The sequence below is a fragment of the Tunturibacter psychrotolerans genome (assembly GCF_040359615.1).
Classification (GTDB): Bacteria; Acidobacteriota; Terriglobia; order Terriglobales; family Acidobacteriaceae; genus Edaphobacter; species Edaphobacter psychrotolerans.
In genome coordinates this window covers 1,781,402-1,800,328 of the sequence record NZ_CP132942.1, presented here as the reverse complement: position 1 = coordinate 1,800,328, position 18,927 = coordinate 1,781,402, and the positions used below count along the sequence as shown (strand labels likewise).

Here is an 18,927-nt window from a genome sequence, read left to right as displayed (position 1 = left end):
ATTCCCTTGCCCGCGCTGCTAATCGCTTAGCTGCGCTTCGGTCCTGAATTCTGTTTGCTGCGAAACAAATTCGCGCTTAGAGACTGTTGAGGTACTCCGGCATCTTCTCGCCATCCTTCAGGCGAACGTAAGCCTTCTTCCAATCGGGGCGAAAGCCGGCGAACTTGCCCCGGCGACGCTCCTTGCCTTCAACGGTCGAGGTGCGAACACCAGTAACTTTGACCTTGAAGAGTGTTTCAACAGCTTGCTTGACTTCGGTCTTGGTGGCCTTCAGGGCGACTTCGAACACCAGAGTGTTCTGCGTCTCCTTGACGGTCATGCCCTTCTCGGTAATGAGGGGGCGGCGAATGACGGTATAGAGAGTTGGCATTTACGCAACCTCCTTCTGCGCGGTTTTGCTGCGCTTCGAAACAAACTTCTTGAGAGTCTCCTGAAGAGCCTCGATGGCATCCTTCGAGAACACAGCGTGCTCGTAGCGGAGCAGGTCGTAAGGATGAACCTCAGAGCTGAGAACCAATTCAACACCCTGCAGATTACGCGAACCGAGGTAGAGCTTCTCGTCGAGCTTGCGGCTGCTCTCAACGAGCAGAGTCGTCTTGCCAGCTTCAAGCTTGTTCAGCGCGGTGCGGAAGAGCTTGGTCTTCGCCTCAGGAACCTCGAACGAGTCGACAACGGTGAACTTGCCGTCGTTGATCTTCGCGGAGATCGCGGAGCGAAGTGCGCCCATCAGCTTCTTCTGCGGAAAGGCGTACTCGTAGCTGCGCGGCTTCGGTCCATGGACCGTACCACCACCACGCCAGAGCGGAGTGCGAATCGAACCGACACGTGCGCGACCGGTTCCCTTCTGCTTCCATAGCTTCTTGCCAGCACCAGAGACCTGATTGCGGCTCTTGGTGGCTGCAGTTCCCTGCCGAAGAGCGGCACGGTAGTGCTTGACCGACTCCCAGAGGAGCCCGTCGTTGATCTCTGCCGCAAACACCTCGTCGACGAGTTCGAACTCTCCGACCTTGGCTCCAGCGAGATTTACTACGTTGATGTTTGCCATCGTTCTTCTCTCTTTGCGCTCGCCATCGATGCGGCGAGCAAAAACTTTGTTTAGTAAGCACTCAAATAAAGTGCTTTTTGTCTAAAACTTCTTTACTTCTTCTTCGGCGCAGCCTTCTTCGAAGCCTTCAACGCGTCCTTCGTCGCTTCTCCAGCAAATCCACGACGCTCGCGCGGTGGAGCCTTAGCCTTCGAGATCAGCACGAAACCATCACGCGGGCCGGGCACTGCCCCTTCAACCAGCAGAAGGTTATCCTCAAGATCAATCCCGCGAATACGCAGGTTGCGAACCGTAATCTGTGCATCGCCCATGTGGCCCGGCATACGCTGACCAGGGAAGACGCGAGACGGAAACGACGAAGCTCCGATCGAACCCTGCACCTGGAACATGTGACCGTGCGACTTGGGACCGCCGCCGAATCCATGGCGACGGATAACACCAGCAAAACCGCGTCCCTTGGAGGTTCCAATCACGTCAACAAACCGCTCGTCGTTGAAGATGTCGACCAGAATCCGGTCGCCCGCCTTGGCCGTTACCTTCTCTTCGCCTTCAGCAGTCTTCACTGCTTCGAGACCAACTTCGCGGATCACCTTGACTGGAGGAACATCCGACTTGGCGAAGTGACCAGTCATCGCCTTATTGACCTTGGAGGCCTTGACGAAGTCGACGTAGCCGATCTGCGCGGCTTCATAGCCATCCTTCGCAAGCGTCTTCAGCTGAGTGATCACGCAAGGACCAGCCTTCAAAACAGTCACGGGGTGAATATCACCGCGCTCGTCGAAGATCTGCGTCATGCCGACTTTTTTTCCGAGAATTCCTACTACTGACATTGGAGCTTCCTTTCCTCATCATGCTGAACTTCAGCTCAGCACTGCCGGGCTAGTACTTTTAATAAGCGAAAACAGAAACATTTCGCCAAAAGATTTTTTACTTCTGAACCGTCTTGATCTCGACGTCAACACCTGCAGGCAGATCCAACTTCATCAACGCATCGACGGTCTGCTGAGTCGGCTCGAGAATATCGATCAGCCGCTTGTGCGTACGAATCTCGAAGGCCTCGCGCGACTTCTTGTCGACGTGGGGCGAACGAAGAACGCAGTACTTGTTCTTCATGGTCGGCAGGGGAATGGGACCCGCAACCTGAGCGCCCGTGCGCTTTGCCGTCTCGACGATCTCGCCGGTCGACGTATCCAGCACGCGGTAGTCATATGCCTTCAAACGAATTCTGATTCTCTGTCCAGCCATTTTCGGTCTCTTTCACGCTACTCAAAGATCGTTTGGAGTAACTGCCGGCCATGAACTTCTGCACGTACCGGCAGCCCTCGATTCTCAATACAGCAACAACTAAAAGACTTCTTCGTGGTGCACGTTCTTTACTTGATGATCTCGCTGATGGTGCCTGCTCCGACGGTGCGTCCGCCTTCGCGGATGGCGAAGCGCAGACCCTTCTCCATCGCGACCGGCGTGTGCAGCGTGATCTCCAGCTGGATGTTGTCGCCAGGCATGCACATCTCGGTTCCCGCAGGAAGCTTCGCCGAACCGGTCACGTCCGTCGTACGGAAGTAGAACTGGGGACGGTAGCCGTTGAAGAACGGGGTGTGACGTCCGCCCTCTTCCTTCGAGAGCACGTAGACCTCGCCCTTGAACTCGGTGTGCGGCTTGATCGAACCAGGCTTGGCTAGAACCATGCCGCGCTGAACCGCTTCCTTCGCGATACCGCGCAGAAGAAGACCAGCGTTGTCGCCCGCGAGACCCTCGTCCAGCTGCTTCTTGAACATCTCGACGCCGGTGCAGACCGTTGCTTGCGTGTCGCCAAAACCCACGATCTCGCAGGCCTCGCCGACCTTCACCTTGCCGCGCTCGATACGGCCAGTCACCACGGTTCCACGGCCAGAGATCGAGAAGATGTCTTCGATCGGCATCAGGAACGGCAGGTCCACCGCACGCTCAGGCTGCGGAATGTACTTGTCCACCGCTGCCATCAACTCGTCGATCTTCGCTTCCCACTGGGCTTCGCCGTTCAGCGCGCCCAACGCAGAGCCACGGATGATCGGAGTGTCGTCGCCAGGGTAGTCATACTTCGACAACAGCTCACGAACTTCCATCTCCACCAGCTCGACCAGCTCTTCGTCCTCAACCGCATCGCACTTGTTCAAAAACACCACGATGAAGGGAACGCCAACCTGACGCGCCAAGAGAACGTGCTCCTTGGTCTGAGGCATCGGGCCGTCGGTTGCGGCAACCACCAGGATCGCGCCGTCCATCTGCGCCGCTCCGGTGATCATGTTCTTGATGTAGTCCGCGTGGCCCGGGCAGTCGACGTGCGCATAGTGACGGTTCGGGGTCTCGTACTCCACGTGCGAGGTCGCAATCGTAATACCGCGCTCGCGCTCCTCTGGTGCGTTGTCGATCGTGTCGAACGAACGGAACGTGTTCTTCGGGTTGTGCTTCGACAACACCTTCGTAATCGCTGCCGTCAGCGTCGTCTTGCCATGATCGATGTGCCCGATCGTCCCGATGTTTACGTGCGGCTTTGACCGGTCAAACTTTTCCTTGCCCATGACTCTCTCCGTGTTTCCTGTGTCTCGTTGACTTCTAAAATTCTTGCCCGGGCTAACGCCCAATGGCGTTTACTTTGCGTTTGCTTCTTTGCCCTGCACCTTGGCAATGATCTCTTCCGAGACCGAGCGAGGCGCTTCTTCGTACTGCTTGAACTGCATCGAGTAGTTCGCGCGGCCCTGCGTGGACGACCGCATGTGAGTGGCATAACCAAACATCGTGCTCAGCGGGACAGTGGCTTTGATTGCCTGTGTGCCACCAACCATCTCCATACCTTCGATACGGCCGCGACGGCTGTTGAGGTCGCCGATGATCGTACCCATGTACTCCTCAGGAACAGTCACTTCGACCGACATCACCGGCTCCAGCAGAACTGGCTTTGCCTTGCGGGCAGCTTCCTTGAACGCCATCGAACCGGCGATCTTGAATGCCATTTCGTTCGAGTCGACATCGTGATAGCTGCCGTCATACAGCGAAACTTTGACGTCCACCATCTCGTAGCCGGCCAGAACGCCACGCTGCATCGCATCTTGAATGCCCTGGTCGATCGGCTTGATGTACTCCTTGGGAATTGCTCCTCCCTTGGTGTCGTTGCTGAACTCGTAGCCCTTGCCCGGCTCATTGGGAGAGATACGAATCTTCGCGTGGCCGTAGTTACCCGAACCGCCGGTCTGACGGATGTATTTGCCTTCTGCCTCGGCGTTGGCGCGGATCGTCTCGCGGTAGTTCACCTGCGGCTTACCAACGTTGGCCTCGACCTTGTACTCACGCATCATGCGGTCGACGATGATCTCAAGGTGCAACTCGCCCATTCCAGCAATGATGGTCTGGCCCGAATCGATATCCGTACGAACACGGAACGTGGGATCTTCCTGCGCGAGCTTCGCAAGCGCCATGCCCATCTTTTCCTGGTCAGCCTTCGTCTTCGGCTCCACAGCAACCTCAATAACAGGCGCCGGGAAGTCGATCGACTCGAGTACAACGGGGTGCTTGTCCGTGGTGATCGTGTCGCCCGTGACGAGATTCTTCAGACCAACCGCAGCGCAAATATCACCCGCGAGGATCTCAGTGATCTCTTCACGTTTGTTGGCGTGCATCTTCAGCAGACGGCCAATGCGTTCCGTCTTGCCGGTACGCGGATTCAACACCGAATCGCCGGTCTTCAACTGACCCGAGTAGACGCGGATGAAGATCAGCTGACCGACGAAAGGATCGGTCATGATCTTGAAGCCGAGCGCCGAGAACGGCTCGTTATCATCAGCTTTGCGGATAACCTCTTCTTCCATGTTGTCGGGGTTGTGTCCGATCATTGGAGGAATATCGAGCGGGCTAGGCAGGTAATCGACAACTGCATCGAGCAGCGTCTGTACGCCCTTGTTCTTGAACGACGAACCGCAGAGCACCGGGAAGATGTTCATCGCGATGGTCGCCTTACGGATGCCAGCCTTGAGCTGAGCCTCAGTCGGTTCCTGACCTTCGAGATAAAGATGCATGATCTCGTCATCAGAGTCAGAGACAGCTTCGATCAGGTACGCACGGGCAGCCTTTGCCTTCTCAAGCAGCTCAGCAGGGATCTCTTCCACCGAGTACTCGGCGCCCATAGTCTCGTCGTGCCAGTAGATAGCCTTCATCGTGACGAGATCGACGACACCTAGAAACTTCGCCTCGGCACCAATCTGAATATTGATCGGCACAGCGCGCGCGCCCAAACGATCAACGATCGTCGAAGTCGCATAAACAGCGTCCGCACCGGCCTTGTCCATCTTGTTGATGAAGCAGATCCGGGGAACCTTGTACTTGTCAGCCTGACGCCAGACAGTCTCAGACTGAGGCTGCACACCAGCGACAGCGTCGAAGCAGGCGACAGCACCGTCGAGCACGCGGAGCGAACGCTCCACCTCGGCCGTGAAGTCTACGTGGCCAGGCGTGTCGATGATGTTGATGCGGATGTTCTTCCAGGTGCAGGTCGTCGCGGCGGAGGTAATCGTAATTCCGCGCTCCTGCTCCTGCTCCATCCAGTCCATGGTCGCAGTTCCCTCGTGCACTTCACCGATACGGTGCGTAATACCCGTATAGAAGAGAATGCGCTCGGTCGTCGTCGTCTTGCCGGCGTCGATGTGCGCCATGATTCCGATGTTCCGGCAACGATTCAGAGGTGTAGTGCGTGCCACGATCTATCTCTCATCTGCGAGCATTCTGCTCGCGGTAATAACAGCGTTGAACCTAAAATCACAAGGACGTTGCTGGAGAACTAACTACCAGCGGTAGTGCGCGAAAGCCTTATTGGCTTCGGCCATACGGTGAACGTCTTCCTTCTTCTTCATCGCGGCGCCACGGCCGTTCGCGGCATCGAGCAACTCAGCAGTGAGCTTCTCAACCATGCCCTTCTCGCCACGCGCGCGGCCATAAGTCACAAGCCAGCGAATAGCAAGCGAGGTGCGGCGCTCCGGCAGAACTTCGATCGGCACCTGGTAGTTCGCACCACCAACACGGCGGCTCTTGACCTCGAGAAGCGGCTTGCAGTTCTCGATCGCCTTCTTGAACAGCTTGAGGGCTTCGTCGCCGCCCTTCTGCTCAAGGTTGGTCATGGCGGTGTAGAAGATGCCCTGCGCGGTCGACTTCTTGCCGCCCCACATCATCGAGTTAACAAACTTCGTGACCAGGGTCGAGTTATAGACCGGGTCTGCAGCAACTTCACGCTTTGCGATGTAACCTTTTCTCGGCATTGCTTTCTCTTCTCGTCTTCCTTCAGGGCCGTAGAACTCTCAAGCCCTGAACCTGATTAATGCGGCTAACCGATTCACTCAGTCAGCCGGGTTGATCTCAAAACTACAAACTTACTTAGCAGCAGCCTTCGGACGCTTCGCGCCGTACTTCGAGCGGCTCTGCTTGCGGTTGGCCACGCCGACCGAGTCGAGCGTGCCGCGAACCACGTGATACCGAACGCCCGGCAGATCCTTCACACGGCCGCCGCGGATCAGCACAATCGAGTGCTCCTGCAGGTTGTGGCCGATGCCCGGGATATAGGTCGTAACTTCGATCCCGTTGGTGAGGCGAACACGCGCAACCTTCCGGAGAGCCGAGTTCGGCTTCTTGGGGGTCTGAGTGTAAACGCGGGTGCAGACGCCACGGCGCTGGGGCGAACCCTGAAGCGCGGGACTGGCGGTCTTATAACGAGTGGGCGTGCGGCCCTGCTTGACGAGCTGATGGAACGTAGGCACTAGAACTCCTTGTTAATGCGCGCGAAACATTACAACCAAACTTATGTGAGACGCACAGGTAAGATTCAAGCTTCGCCTCTTTGCGGTACATACCCCGTACACGCAAAAAAGTGAGAACGCTGAAGCGTCTCTGACGAAGATCTTCCCTGCTGCGTCTGTAAACCGGTACAACAAACCAGACGTAAACAGTCGACGGTGGCCGAGCGCCTTTCCTCAACTTTCGAAGGATGAGCCGACTCCGTTTCGCTGTCCCGGCCCGCATAGCCCATCCAGGGTGGAGGGTGTCGCAGGCACGATTGCGATAGGCCGCAGACGAACGACATTCAGATCCGATGAATCAGACGAATCACTGACCGGGAATGTCCTGCGGTGAATCTCTTGTATCCAGTATAGCGCAATCATCCTCAACCCGTCTTGCGACGGGAAGCGAACCTAAGATCACGTGGGTTTTTCTCCACCCATCCGTGCGTCGAGCTTCCCCTACGACACGGTCCGGATACTCGCGGAACCTTTTTACAATATCAATATGACGGCAAAACGTCAAATTTTTCGCCGCTTTTCCCATCAAAAACCGCTGATTGCACAAGCCAGGATGCAGTCGCCCTTCCGCCGACATCCGCATGTCCTCTCCATGCTAGGCTTTTCGCATGGCTTTGGTAGAACTTCGTAAGCATTCGCTCTCCTTTGGGTTCATCGCCTTCACTGCTTTATCGACGTTTGGACTCGCCTCCGCAGCGAGAGCCGAATCCGACGCGTCCGCAACCACCCCCAGTGACCCGCGAATCGGCCCGCTGATCGAAACACTTGGCCAGACCAAAACTCCCACTGCAGTAGCAATCTCACCAGATGGCGCCAGCGTAGCCTGGTCGGTCCGAAGTCACGGAAGCACCCAGATTCATCTGTCCGACGCTTTGAATCCGGATCCCGCCAAAGAGAAGATCATCAGCACAGGATCAGGAGCAACCGACTGCAGTAGCGCGGATCCAAAGTGGTCGCCCGATGGAGAATCCCTCGCGTTCGTCTCCGACTGCACAGCAAAAGCCGATCAGTCAGGACAGGACGAGATCTTCCTCTGGTCAAAGAGCACAGGCGAATCAAAGCAACTGACCCATCTCGTAGGCAACATCGACTCTCTCGCCTGGTCCCCCGATGGAAAATCCGTTGGCTTCCTCTTTGTTGAGAATGCTACGCGCAGTGCCGGAGCCCTCGCAGCTATGAAGCCATGGTCAGGCGTCATCGGCGAAGACGGCGTCGAAATTCAGCGGGTCGGAGTCGTACAGGTCGCAACCGGCACCTTCTCGCAGGCAACGCCCGCATCGCTGCACGTCTATGAATTCAGCTGGTCGCCTGACTCGAAAAATCTAGCCTTTGTAGCCGCAAACCCACCGGGCGAGAACAACTGGTGGGTCGCTCAGCTCTACACCGGAGATCTTGCCACCGGTGAGCCCAAATCCATCCTCGATACCACCAAGATCTCCGGCCCCCTCCACGGTCTCCAGATCGCCGTCCCCCGTTGGTCGCCGAACGGCAAGCAAATCGCCTTTATCGGCGGCATCATGAGCGACCAGGGATCCACCGGCGGTGACCTCTATCTCATCCCATCCACCGGCGGCGAACCCAAAGACGTAACTCCAGGTCGCGCCGCTTCGGTCGCCTTCATCGGCTGGGTCGGACCCGAAATCATGGCCATCGCGGAACAGGTCGGCGGCAGCAGTCACCTCACGGCCATCGATCTGGCAACCGGCAAAGATATCCCCCAGGCCAGCGTGACCTTCCCGGAGACCATCGGCGCAGGCGACTTTGAGATGAGCGTCTCGCTGTCTCACGAACACACCATTGCGATCGTCCGCAGCTCGTACGAGCGAGCCCCCGAAGTATGGGCAGGTCCAATCCACGACCTGAAACAGATCACACATCTCAATGACGGCCTCAAACCCACCTGGGGAAAGGCCGAGAACATCGAGTGGACCAACGACGGATTCAAAGTCCAGGGATGGCTTCTCTACCCTGCTAACTATGATCCCGCGAAAAAGTATCCTCTCCTCGTCGGTGTTCACGGCGGCCCCTCAGCTGCCGTCACGCCGCGTTGGCCTGGTGTCGGCTACGGAAGCGTGCCGTTTTCCGCCCTCGGATACTTTGTCTTCATGCCGAACCCACGCGGCAGCTATGGCCAGGGAGAGAAATTCACGCAAGCCAACATCAAGGACTTCGGCTATGGCGATCTCCGCGACATCCTCGCCGGCATGGACGTCCTCGAAAAGCGCTTCCCCATCGACAAAAATCGTGAAGGCCTCACCGGCTGGAGCTACGGCGGCTTCATGACGATGTTCGGCGTCACGCAAACCAATCGCTTCCGCGCCGCAGTCGCCGGAGCAGGCATCAGCGACTGGAAGAGCTACTACGGCGAAAACTCGATCGACCAGTGGATGGTGCCGTTCTTCGGCAAAACCGTCTATGACGACGCGGACGTCTACGCCAAAAGCTCGGCAATCGAGTACATCAAGAAAGTAAAGACCCCAACCCTGGTCGTCGTAGGGGATCGCGACGGCGAATGCCCCGCTCCTCAGAGCTTCGAGTTCTGGCATGCCCTCCGTGCCGAAGGCGTAAAGACACAGTTGGTGATATACCCGAACGAGGGACACTCGTTCCACGACCCCGGCCACCGGAGAGACGTTCTCGAGCGCGCTCTGAACTGGTTCGAAACAGAGATGCCCGCAAACTAGACGGTCCGTCTCCAAGCCTCGCTCCCTTCAACGTTTTTTTTGCTGAAGGGAGCGATCTTCCCACGATGCGAAATGATTGGTTGGATCGTCCAACCAGCGTTCACTATTAGGCCCGGACGATTTGCTTCCGGTCTGTGCAGCTTTTACACTATGGGTTCAGCTATCCAGCGGTTGCGGTGTGACCGTTCAGCTTGAGTTCTGGTTGGACGGGGAGGTTCAATGCGTCGGTTTCTCACGTTAGTTTTTCTTCTGCTTTTCACGATTCCTTTTGGCGTCTCAATCTCAGGCTGTTCCAAAAAATCCGCCACCGTCTTCTGCAACGGCGGGGACACCGGCCCGGCCGTAGGTCAGGTATCGAACATCACGCTTCAACCAAAGATTTTCGGCGTCTCGCTGAACTTCGCACAGATCGGACAGGTCAGCGCACCGTCCGCAGTCGACTGCAAAGGTACAACCGTGACGGTGTCGAGCTTCACTTACGCCACCTTCCTTCCGAACGGCCAGCCTGACATGACCATCGCCGATGTGCAGCCCACCACCGGCCGTCTCTGCGCAGGAACCTGGAACAGGAACACCGGCGGCGGCATCGCCGACTTCACCACCTGCAACCCCACCAACAAAACCGGCACGGTCTACGTCGTCGCCAACGGAGGAGGAGTCAGCAGCAACCCACTCCCGGTCTTTATCCATCCCGTCGTCACCAACGTCACACTCGGGGCACTCTCAACAGACTGCGTCAACGATCCGGCTACCAACTGCAGCCCCGCCGCGTTTGACACGCAAGCCTCCACCTGCGCGCAAACCACCAACGGAAACGGCTGCTGCGCCGTACCGGTCCCGACAACCGCCACTGCAGCCGCTGAAACCGGTTGCGTCTCCCAATCCATCACCAGCCAGCTCGCGGCCAGGGTGGTCGCCGGAAACGGTACGAATATCAGTTGCCAAGTCGGCCATCTCTCCTACGCCCCGCAGACCGCTACTGTTGTCACCATCGACGAGAACGGCGTCGCGACCGCGCAGCAACCAGGTTCGACCGTCATCACAGCAAATATCTCGAACGCAGGAAGCTCCGCAGGATTCTTCTCCACCTGCCCTCCCACCTCGATCGCACTCACCGCCCCGGTTGGGACCACCCCTTCCACTAGCGTCACCGTCAACCCCAACAACGTTCAGCCGATCAACGTAGTAGCGATAGACAAAAATAATACGATCCTCACCGGCCTCACCCTCAACTTCGAATCGACGACTCCCACTACGATTCCCGCTGCTTCAGCCGCCTCGGTGACCCCCATCTTCCCCGGCGCAGCTGCCATCACTGCCGTCTGCCAGCCTCCCACCTGCAATCCTTCCCCGTTCAACCAGATTGGTCTCTTCGGCAACGGAAAAGCGATCACCTCGAATCCTGTTCTCGTCACAGCGCCAGGCACCAACAGCACTAATCTCTACATTGCAAGCACCAGCTCGTTCTATCTGGTGCCAGTAGATTTCACGCAGCCTCAGCTCGGCAGCCCGGTTCGCCTGCCCTATTACCCCAACTCGATGGTCATCAGTAACGACGGCAGCACCGTCTACATGGGAAGCTCCTTCGAGTTGATGACCTTCTCTGCCGCGACAAACAGCTTAGGCGCTCAGGACACGACCGTACCCGGCTCTGTACTCGCCATCTCCCCCGACGGTACGACCCTCGTCATCACCGACCCGGTTCGCCAGTTCGTCTACCTCTACAACGCGAGCGGCGGCATCCAGACCCAATACGGCGGCGTTGGCACCCACGCCGTCTTCTCGCCCGACAGCACCACCGTCTATATCACCCTCGGCGATGTAACGACGCAGGCAACACCTACGACACCAGCCGTAGTCACCCCAAACAACCAGCTCCTCGTTCACTCCACCTTCACCGGCTGGTACCAGACGCAAACAACGCTACCCAATACGACAACCCCATTGAATACGACGGACGTCGCAATCGGGGTTCCAAGCGTGGGAGCCTTCTTCGGCGGTAGCAACACGACGGCACGCTCCTACTGCCCGGTGACAACCACCGTAGGTGTACCTCCGACCACATCATCGACCACCACGAACCTCTTCTACCCGGATGCCGGTGTACAGAGCCCACAAACAGACCGGATCGCCACAACAAACGACGGCATCCACGTTCTGGGCGCGACCATCAATCCGACGCCAACCCTGGTCGACTTGGCTCTTAGTCACCCCGCCACCAAGTATGTTTTAGCCGGACCGGGACTACCACCTGGAGAATGCCCTGAAGCCGATTCATCCGGCAACACAATACCGCAGCTCTTTCCCGCCAGCACCGTCTTCTCCGGCCCAATCCCCGGCATAACCGCCACCGCGATCACCGGTGTCTTCCCCACCTCGGACTCGAAGATCGCCTTCGTCACCTATCTAGGAAGCGGAGCGGTTGTACCGACCTACACTCCTCAGCCCACAGGCCCCGGAACCCTTGGCAGCATCCCACTATCGACGGCACTCGGTACTCCGATCGCACCAGTCATTGGCGTCGTAAGCGCTGACAACCAGACCTTCTTCGCTGGCACTTCCGGAGACAACGCCGTCCATCTCATCACCAAACAGACCGACGGCACCTACAAGGACACCACCACCCCGATCGCGCCGAAGCTACCCGACGTGAACGGAAACATCGTCACGCCGAACCTGCTCGTGCAGAAGCCGCGCAAAGCAACTTCCTAAAATTGATCCTGCCGGACGAGCGCCCTGCGCGGGTAGCGGTCACTTCGTGACTCGTAATTGCTGCGCAGGGTGCTCCCGTTGGTCGCAAACTAAGATCCGCGCCGACCGACGGGAGGACCTAACGGTTCATCCAGCCACGACCGGGACACAAGTCACGAAGTGACCGCCGCCCGCGCAGGGCGCCCGTCCGGCAGGACACCGTATCAGGCTAGCCGCGCTTTCAGCACATCCCGCGCAATCGCATCCAGAACGCCATTGAGGAAGTGAATCGACTCAGGCGCTGCAAACCGCCGTCCAATCTCCAGCGTCTCGTTGATGATGATCGCAGCAGGCGTATTGGGAAATCCCAGCATCTCGGCGACCGCCGCACGCAGCAGATTACGGTCAACCACCGGCATCCGCTCCAGGCGCCAGTTCTGTGCATGCGCCTCAATCAGGTTGTCGATCTCTTCATCGCGAGTCGTAGCGATGCGATAGAGATCTTCGGCAAAGCCCCGCGTCTCGGCGTCCACATCTTCCACCGAAGCCCAGAAAAGCTTCTGTACCTGTTCAGGCCGCTGCTTGCCCAGGTCCCCCTGAAACAACATCTGCATCGTAAGTTCACGCGACTTCCGGCGGGTGCCCATTATTTTTTCCCCCCACCGTTCTTTGCCGCGAGCTTACGCTGAATCGACACCATCTCAATCGCCGCACTCGCCGCTTCGAACCCTTTATTCCCCGCCTTCAGTCCAGCCCGATCCAACGCCTGCTCCAGCGTCTCGCAGGTCAGCACCCCGAATGCATGCGGAATCCCAGTCTCCTGCTGCGACTGGCCAATCCCTCGCGCCACCTCGTTGTAGATCGCCTCGTAATGCGCCGTCTCGCCGCGAAGCAGGCACCCAAGCGTGATGATTGCATCGAACTTCTTCGACTCCGCCAGCGTCCGCGCAGCATTCGGAACCTCCCACGCACCCGGGACCCGAACAACTTCAATGTCCGCCTTGGCCGCACCACTGCGATGAAGCGCGTCCAGCGAGCCCTGCAGCAATCGGTCAGTAATCACCGTATTCCACCGCGTCGTCACCACGGCAAAGCGCATATTCGCGGCGCTCAAGTCGCCCTCAAGCGCCTCTGGCAAGTCATGAAGCGGATTCTCCGACTGCCAGAATCCAATCCTCAGTTCGGGACTTATCTGCACGCTGAAAAGCCTGCTATTCCAATGCGTCAGCTCCGCAGCCGACAGAATATCCGCGATCTCCTCGCTGCGATAGCTGGTGAGCAGCCACTTCTCCACCAGCGACCGAACGTGATCCAGCTGCGTGACCTCGATCAGTACCGTCGGTACAGCAGGCGCCCTCCCAGTGACGAACTCAAGGTTCCCAACTGGCGCGAGGAATGCGCTCCCGCGACCTGCTGCATCCTGCCAGCCCTTGCCCTGTTCGAAGCCAAGAGCAGAAAACAGGCTGGCGACACGGTCAAACTCAGCCCCCGAGGCGATCGCGCTCACGTGCGTAATTCCCTTAATCATAGATTCGATTGTATCGTCTGGAGTGCGGTGCCAGCTTGCCCGAGGAGAGGTCTGTGAACTACGAAACACTGTTGTGCGAGGTAAAGGATCAGATAGCGCGGGTTACTCTGAACCGCCCCAAGGTGCTCCACGCCCTCAACGCCCAGGTCTTCAACGAACTCGAAGCGGCTTTCACCGCGCTCGCGACCGACCCAGTCGTGCGGGTCATCCTCCTCACCGGTTCCGGGGAAAAAGCTTTTGCCGCAGGGGCGGACATCAACGAACTCGCCGGCACTGACCCCGTGGCAGGCGAAGCCAAAGCCCGCCGCGGCCAGGCTGTCTTTCGCCTCATCGAGACCTGCGGAAAGCCCGTCATCGCCTGCATCAACGGCTTCGCCCTCGGCGGCGGCTGCGAACTCGCCATGGCCTGCACCATGCGCCTCGCCAGCGAAACCGCACGCCTCGGCCAGCCCGAGGTAAAGCTCGGCCTCATCCCCGGCTACGGCGGAACCCAACGCCTCCCCCGCCTCGTCGGCCAGCCAGCAGCGCTCAAACTCCTTCTCACCGGTGACATGATCAACGCCGCCGAGGCCCTGCGAATCGGCCTCGTCGACGAAGTCCTCCCCGCCGACAAGCTCATGGAACGAGCCGAAGTCTTGGCCAAAACCATCGTCAGCATGGCACCACTCGCCGTTTCTGCCTGCCTCGAAGCGGTACGCGACGGAAGCGAAATCAGCCTCGAAGAGGCCATCGGCATGGAAGCAAGGATCTTCGGCCGCCTCTACGCCACCGCCGACAAGCTGGAGGGCACCAAAGCCTTTCTGGAAAAACGCACTCCCGTTTGGACAGGACGATAAATCAACGGTCTTTGCGAGGAATTACAGGCAATTTTGGCCTTTTGATCGATGCGATCGCTTGGTATGCTGGTGATCGTGCCCAGACATTTTTCATCAAGCCACTCCCGACCTTCGTTCCTCAGCCATTCGCTGCTTCGCTGTTCCCTGCCTCTATCTGCTCTCGCACTCTCGCTCGCCCTCGCTGGCTGTTCTCGCCCCTCCATCCCCTCAATCCCCAACGTTGCTGAAGCCAACGCGCTCGCCGCCGAGCACCAACAGGAGACAGCCCTCGCCCGCCAGCAGATGGAGCTCATCCCCCCTCCCTCGAAGACCCGCTACATGGCCGTAAAGAGCCTCACTCTCTGGGAGAACCCATACATCACCGTGCAAGGCGGAATGGCGACCCTGCACGTCGTTGTCGCTGACGCTAACACCAGCAACCTCGGTGTCGGTGGAATGCTGCGGCCCATCGGCGCACGCCGTCGCGATCTGAACGTCCGCGTCTCCGACCTTCCCACCGCGCTCAATGCAATCCCCGAGAACTCCTGGCCCTATGGCCGCGTCGTTGCCGTCGAAGAAGCACACGAAGTTCCCGTAAGCGCACGCCCAGAAGTTCGTCGCAACGTAGAGAGCGTCATCAAAACCCTCAGCGACCTCGGCGTAGTCGTCTACGAGTGGAGCGACAACGGACGCAGCTGATCCCGCAAACTCATATCCGCAGTCACCTCTGAACTTCCATCCACGGTTGCGCTAAGATGCTCCTACCTTTGAGTGCGGAAAATCTTTAGAGCTGGGTGAACGATTGCAACTGCATACGACGGCACTGGTAGTCTTCTGTTTTTTCTTTTTGTTCGTAACGCTCGCCGGATTCTGGGCCGCGCGATGGCGAAGACCGAAGACAGGCATGGGCTCACTCGAAGAGTGGGGCTTAGCAGGCCGCAGCTTCGGTACCTGGATCACGTGGTTTCTCATCGGCGGCGACCTCTACACCGCCTATACCGTCATCGCAGTACCCGCAGCGCTCTACGGCGCCGGTGCGATGGGTTTCTTCGCCGTGCCCTACGCGGTCATCGCGTACCCCTACATGATGCTCGTCCTGCCGCGCCTCTGGACCGTATGCCACCGCCACGGTTACATAACCTTCGCGGACTTCGTCGCCGGCCGCTACGGCAACCGCTGGCTCACCATCGCTATCGCACTCACAGGCGTGCTCGCCCTGATGCCCTACATCGCGCTCCAGCTCGTCGGCATCCGCGTCGTCATCGGAGCCATGGGCATTCACGGCGAGTGGCCTCTCGCAGCCGCGTTCGTCATCCTTGCCGCCTACACTTACTCAAGCGGCCTGCGCGCCCCGGCTGTCATCGCCATCGTCAAGGACGTAATGCTCTACGTCATGGTGCTCGTCGCACTCATCTACATCCCATATAAACTCGGCGGCTACGCGCACGTCTTCGAAACCGCCAATCAACTACTGGCCCACCACACCCCAACCGCCACGATTCATCTGAAAGAGGGACAGTTCCTCGGCTACTCCACCCTCGCCATCGGTTCTGCCATAGCGCTCATGCTCTATCCGCACACAGCAACAGCGGTTCTCAGCGCGCAGAGTGCCAACGTAGTTCGTCGCAACGCCGCCATGCTGCCTGCCTACAGCTTTCTCCTCGGACTCATCGCCCTGCTCGGCTATCTCGCACTCGCTGCAGGAGTCGTCACCAAGGACACAAACATGGCCGTCCCGCTGCTCTTCCTCAAAATGTTTCCGGAGTGGTTCGCCGGCTTCTGCCTCGCCGCAGTCGCCATCGGCGCGCTCGTACCTGCAGCCATCATGTCCATTGCCGCCTCAAACCTCTTCACCCGCAACCTTTACGGAGCGCTGATAAATCGCAAAATGCTCCCCGAAGAAGAGTCCCGCATGGCCAAGGTCGTCTCTCTCGTAGTCAAATTCGGCGCCCTACTTTTTGTCCTCAAACTCCCCGCGCCCTACGCCATCGAGATGCAACTGCTCGGAGGAATCTGGATGGGTCAACTCTTCCCCTCGGTTGTAGTTGGCGTCTTCACCCGATGGTTCAACCCGTGGGCGCTTCTGATCGGCTGGGCCGCAGGCATGTCCAGCGGCACCGCAATGGCCGTCGCGCTCGGCCTCAAAAGCTCGGTCTATCCCTTGCACCTCTTTGGAAGCACGTATCCCATGTACGCCGCCGTTCCCGCGCTGCTCTTGAATCTGGCCGTCTCCACTGTGCTGACGCTTCTATTCCGCGCAATGAAGATCAACTCCGGCGCCGACACCACCGACGCCGCAGCCTACGTAGGCTAGCAAGGTATACAAGTCACGAAGTGACCGCACTCCGCGCAGGAGGCCGTCCGGCAGGACACCTCTACTCCCACTCAATGGTCCCCGGCGGCTTCGAAGTAATGTCATACACCACTCGGTTGATCCCCCGCACCTCGCTCACAATTCTGCTCGAGATCGTGCGCAGCACCTCATACGGCAGCGGAGCCCAATCCGCCGTCATCCCATCCTCACTCTCCACCGCCCGCACAGCACAGGTATTCGCATACGTCCGCTGATCGCCCATCACCCCGACGCTCTTCACCGGCAGCAACACCGCAAAGCTCTGCCAAACCTTCCGATAAAGTCCAGCCTTCTTGATCTCATCCACCACGATCTGATCGGCCTCCTGCAGAATCGCAACACGCTCCGCCGTCACTTCACCCAGAATCCTCACCGCAAGTCCCGGCCCGGGAAACGGCTGCCGCTCAATAATGTCGTCCGGCATCCCAAGATCCCGTCCAATCCGCCGCACCTCATCTTTGAACAGATCCCGCAACGGCTCAATCAATTTCAGCTTCATATTCGCTGGCAGCCCGCCCACGTTGTGATGGCTCTTGATCGTATGGCTAGGTCCATGCACACTCGACGACTCGATCACATCCGGATAAAGCGTCCCCTGCACCAACCAGGCAATCTCTTCGGCAGCACTCGGCTGGCTATCTTTCTGGGCCTCGAAGATCTTCTTCGCCTCATCATCGAACACAGCAATAAACTCGTTCCCAATCACCTTCCGCTTCTGCTCCGGATCAGTCACACCAGCCAATTTCTCGAGAAACCGCTGCGAAGAATCCACAGCCACTACATTCAGCCCAAGCTGCTCCCGCATCGTCGTCTGGACCTTCTGAAACTCATCCTTCCGCAGCACGCCGTTGTCCACAAAGATGCAAGTCAGTCGATCTCCAATCGCCCGCGCAACCAACACCGCAGCCACGCTCGAATCCACACCGCCGCTTAAACCGCAGATGGCATGTCCAGTCCCAACCTGCTCGCGCACTCGCTCCACCGTCGATTGAATAAAGTGCTCCGGCGTCCAATCCTGCTTCGCCCCGCAGATATCCAGACAGAAGTTCTTCAGCAGCTCCATTCCCTGCCGCGTATGCGCGACCTCAGGGTGAAACTGCACCGCCCAGATCCCTCTCTCCTCATCCGCAATTCCCGCTACGGCATTCGAAGTCTTCGCCGTTAGATGAAATCCCACGGGCAGCTCTTCCGCCTCGTCCCCATGCGACATCCAGACATCGAGCGATCCCGGTAATCCACGAAACAGCGGCGTCTCCGCCACTACCGTCACCTCTGCATGCCCGTACTCGCGCGCCGCCGCCCCCACCACTTTTCCACCCAGATGGTGCACGATGAACTGCAGCCCATAGCAGATTCCCAGCACCGGCACGCCCATCGCCAACAAACCCACATCCGCATCCGGAGCGTCGGCGTCATAGACAGAGCACGGCCCGCCCGAAAGAATCACACCCTTCGGGTTCAGCTTTTTCACCTGCTCTATGGGAACCGTGCAAGGCAGCACAACCGAAAAAACATTGAACTCACGAATACGCCGCGCAATCAGCTGCGTATACTGCGACCCAAAATCCAGAATGACAATCGTTGAGGTATCCACCTACCTAGTGTAAATGCGCCAACAAAAGTCCTTCCGACTACAGATCTAGAACAAATTCTGCCTGCGTCGATACTGGGAGTTCCTCTGCCGTGCGCTCTCCATCCCACTCACCACGGCAATCCCCAACATGATCATGGCGATTGCAATAATGTAGGCCTCAGGAATATGACTCAGATATGCGAGGTAGGAGACACCAGCGATCAGCAATAGATATGCGACGGCATACAAGGCAGAGGACATGATCTCTCTCCAGAAAGGAATCAGGGGCCCGTGCAAGATTAGGATGCCGTATTTCCTGTTTACAGCGGAAAAACTTTAGTACTCAAAACCTTAAGCCTCAGTTGCTCCTAATAGGAAAGTCGAATGTTATAAGCGCTTTCGGTCTCTTCTACTACTCA

17 protein-coding genes are annotated in these 18,927 nt (G+C 58.2%); 5 read left to right on the top strand and 12 right to left on the bottom strand.

All coding sequences use genetic code 11. The annotated features are described in order from the left end of the window. Window positions 1–76 precede the first annotated feature (76 nt). The 8 genes from RBB77_RS07310 to rpsL form a co-directional block, all read right to left on the bottom strand. On the bottom strand, window positions 77–370 hold the full coding sequence (locus RBB77_RS07310) for a 50S ribosomal protein L23 (RefSeq protein ID WP_183975620.1): 294 nt from the start codon (window positions 368–370) through the stop codon (window positions 77–79). After that, window positions 371–1,045 carry a 50S ribosomal protein L4 gene (gene rplD, locus RBB77_RS07305; protein WP_353066023.1) on the bottom strand — a complete coding sequence of 225 codons (675 nt, stop codon included), beginning with the start codon at window positions 1,043–1,045 and terminating at the stop codon, window positions 371–373. 92 nt (window positions 1,046–1,137) lie between these two features. Continuing rightward, a complete protein-coding gene (gene rplC, locus RBB77_RS07300; protein WP_353066021.1) occupies window positions 1,138–1,875 on the bottom strand; it encodes a 50S ribosomal protein L3 in 738 nt (245 codons plus the stop codon). 97 nt (window positions 1,876–1,972) lie between these two features. Beyond that, window positions 1,973–2,290, bottom strand: coding sequence for a 30S ribosomal protein S10 (gene rpsJ, locus RBB77_RS07295; RefSeq protein ID WP_013581294.1), 318 nt, complete (start codon window positions 2,288–2,290; stop codon window positions 1,973–1,975). Between the two features lie 128 nt (window positions 2,291–2,418). Beyond that, window positions 2,419–3,606 carry an elongation factor Tu gene (gene tuf, locus RBB77_RS07290; protein ID WP_353063398.1) on the bottom strand — a complete coding sequence of 396 codons (1,188 nt, stop codon included), beginning with the start codon at window positions 3,604–3,606 and terminating at the stop codon, window positions 2,419–2,421. A gap of 69 nt (window positions 3,607–3,675) precedes the next feature. After that, window positions 3,676–5,775: an elongation factor G gene (gene fusA / locus RBB77_RS07285; protein ID WP_353066018.1), complete on the bottom strand. Its 2,100-nt coding sequence runs from the start codon at window positions 5,773–5,775 to the stop codon at window positions 3,676–3,678. An 84-nt stretch (window positions 5,776–5,859) separates the two neighbouring features. Continuing rightward, window positions 5,860–6,330, bottom strand: coding sequence for a 30S ribosomal protein S7 (gene rpsG / locus RBB77_RS07280; RefSeq protein ID WP_158943903.1), 471 nt, complete (start codon window positions 6,328–6,330; stop codon window positions 5,860–5,862). 111 nt (window positions 6,331–6,441) lie between these two features. After that, on the bottom strand, window positions 6,442–6,825 hold the full coding sequence (rpsL, locus tag RBB77_RS07275) for a 30S ribosomal protein S12 (protein WP_014263802.1): 384 nt from the start codon (window positions 6,823–6,825) through the stop codon (window positions 6,442–6,444). 647 nt (window positions 6,826–7,472) lie between these two features. Here rpsL and RBB77_RS07270 point away from each other — a divergent pair. Next, complete coding sequence (locus tag RBB77_RS07270) at window positions 7,473–9,548, top strand: alpha/beta hydrolase family protein (protein WP_353066015.1); 2,076 nt, start codon at window positions 7,473–7,475, stop codon at window positions 9,546–9,548. Window positions 9,549–9,767: 219 nt separating this feature from the next. Further along, complete coding sequence (locus RBB77_RS07265) at window positions 9,768–12,260, top strand: YncE family protein (protein WP_353066013.1); 2,493 nt, start codon at window positions 9,768–9,770, stop codon at window positions 12,258–12,260. 203 nt (window positions 12,261–12,463) lie between these two features. On the opposite strand, the gene nusB is transcribed toward RBB77_RS07265, so the two are convergent. Both nusB and ribH read right to left on the bottom strand, forming a co-directional pair. After that, window positions 12,464–12,886 carry a transcription antitermination factor NusB gene (gene nusB / locus RBB77_RS07260; protein WP_353066011.1) on the bottom strand — a complete coding sequence of 141 codons (423 nt, stop codon included), beginning with the start codon at window positions 12,884–12,886 and terminating at the stop codon, window positions 12,464–12,466. Continuing rightward, window positions 12,886–13,767, bottom strand: coding sequence for a 6,7-dimethyl-8-ribityllumazine synthase (ribH, locus tag RBB77_RS07255; RefSeq protein WP_353066009.1), 882 nt, complete (start codon window positions 13,765–13,767; stop codon window positions 12,886–12,888). Before ribH ends, nusB begins: the two co-directional genes overlap by 1 nt. Window positions 13,768–13,820: 53 nt before the next feature. On the opposite strand from ribH, the gene RBB77_RS07250 reads away from it, so the two are divergent. The 3 genes from RBB77_RS07250 to mctP all read left to right on the top strand — a co-directional run bounded on the left by RBB77_RS07250 (window position 13,821) and on the right by mctP (window position 16,896). After that, window positions 13,821–14,603, top strand: a complete 783-nt coding sequence (locus RBB77_RS07250; protein WP_353066007.1) for an enoyl-CoA hydratase/isomerase family protein — start codon at window positions 13,821–13,823, stop codon at window positions 14,601–14,603. A 75-nt stretch (window positions 14,604–14,678) separates the two neighbouring features. Further along, window positions 14,679–15,281: a hypothetical protein gene (locus RBB77_RS07245; RefSeq protein ID WP_353066005.1), complete on the top strand. Its 603-nt coding sequence runs from the start codon at window positions 14,679–14,681 to the stop codon at window positions 15,279–15,281. 103 nt (window positions 15,282–15,384) lie between these two features. Continuing rightward, on the top strand, window positions 15,385–16,896 hold the full coding sequence (gene mctP / locus RBB77_RS07240) for a monocarboxylate uptake permease MctP (RefSeq protein WP_434557106.1): 1,512 nt from the start codon (window positions 15,385–15,387) through the stop codon (window positions 16,894–16,896). Window positions 16,897–16,957: 61 nt separating this feature from the next. Here the strand turns inward: mctP and guaA are convergent, their stop codons facing one another. Both guaA and RBB77_RS07230 read right to left on the bottom strand, forming a co-directional pair. After that, window positions 16,958–18,529, bottom strand: a complete 1,572-nt coding sequence (guaA, locus tag RBB77_RS07235) for a glutamine-hydrolyzing GMP synthase (protein ID WP_353066001.1) — start codon at window positions 18,527–18,529, stop codon at window positions 16,958–16,960. A gap of 45 nt (window positions 18,530–18,574) precedes the next feature. Beyond that, the gene (locus RBB77_RS07230; protein ID WP_353065999.1) at window positions 18,575–18,769 is read right to left on the bottom strand and encodes a hypothetical protein; all 195 of its coding nucleotides are present in this window, start codon (window positions 18,767–18,769) and stop codon (window positions 18,575–18,577) included. Window positions 18,770–18,927 lie beyond the last annotated feature (158 nt).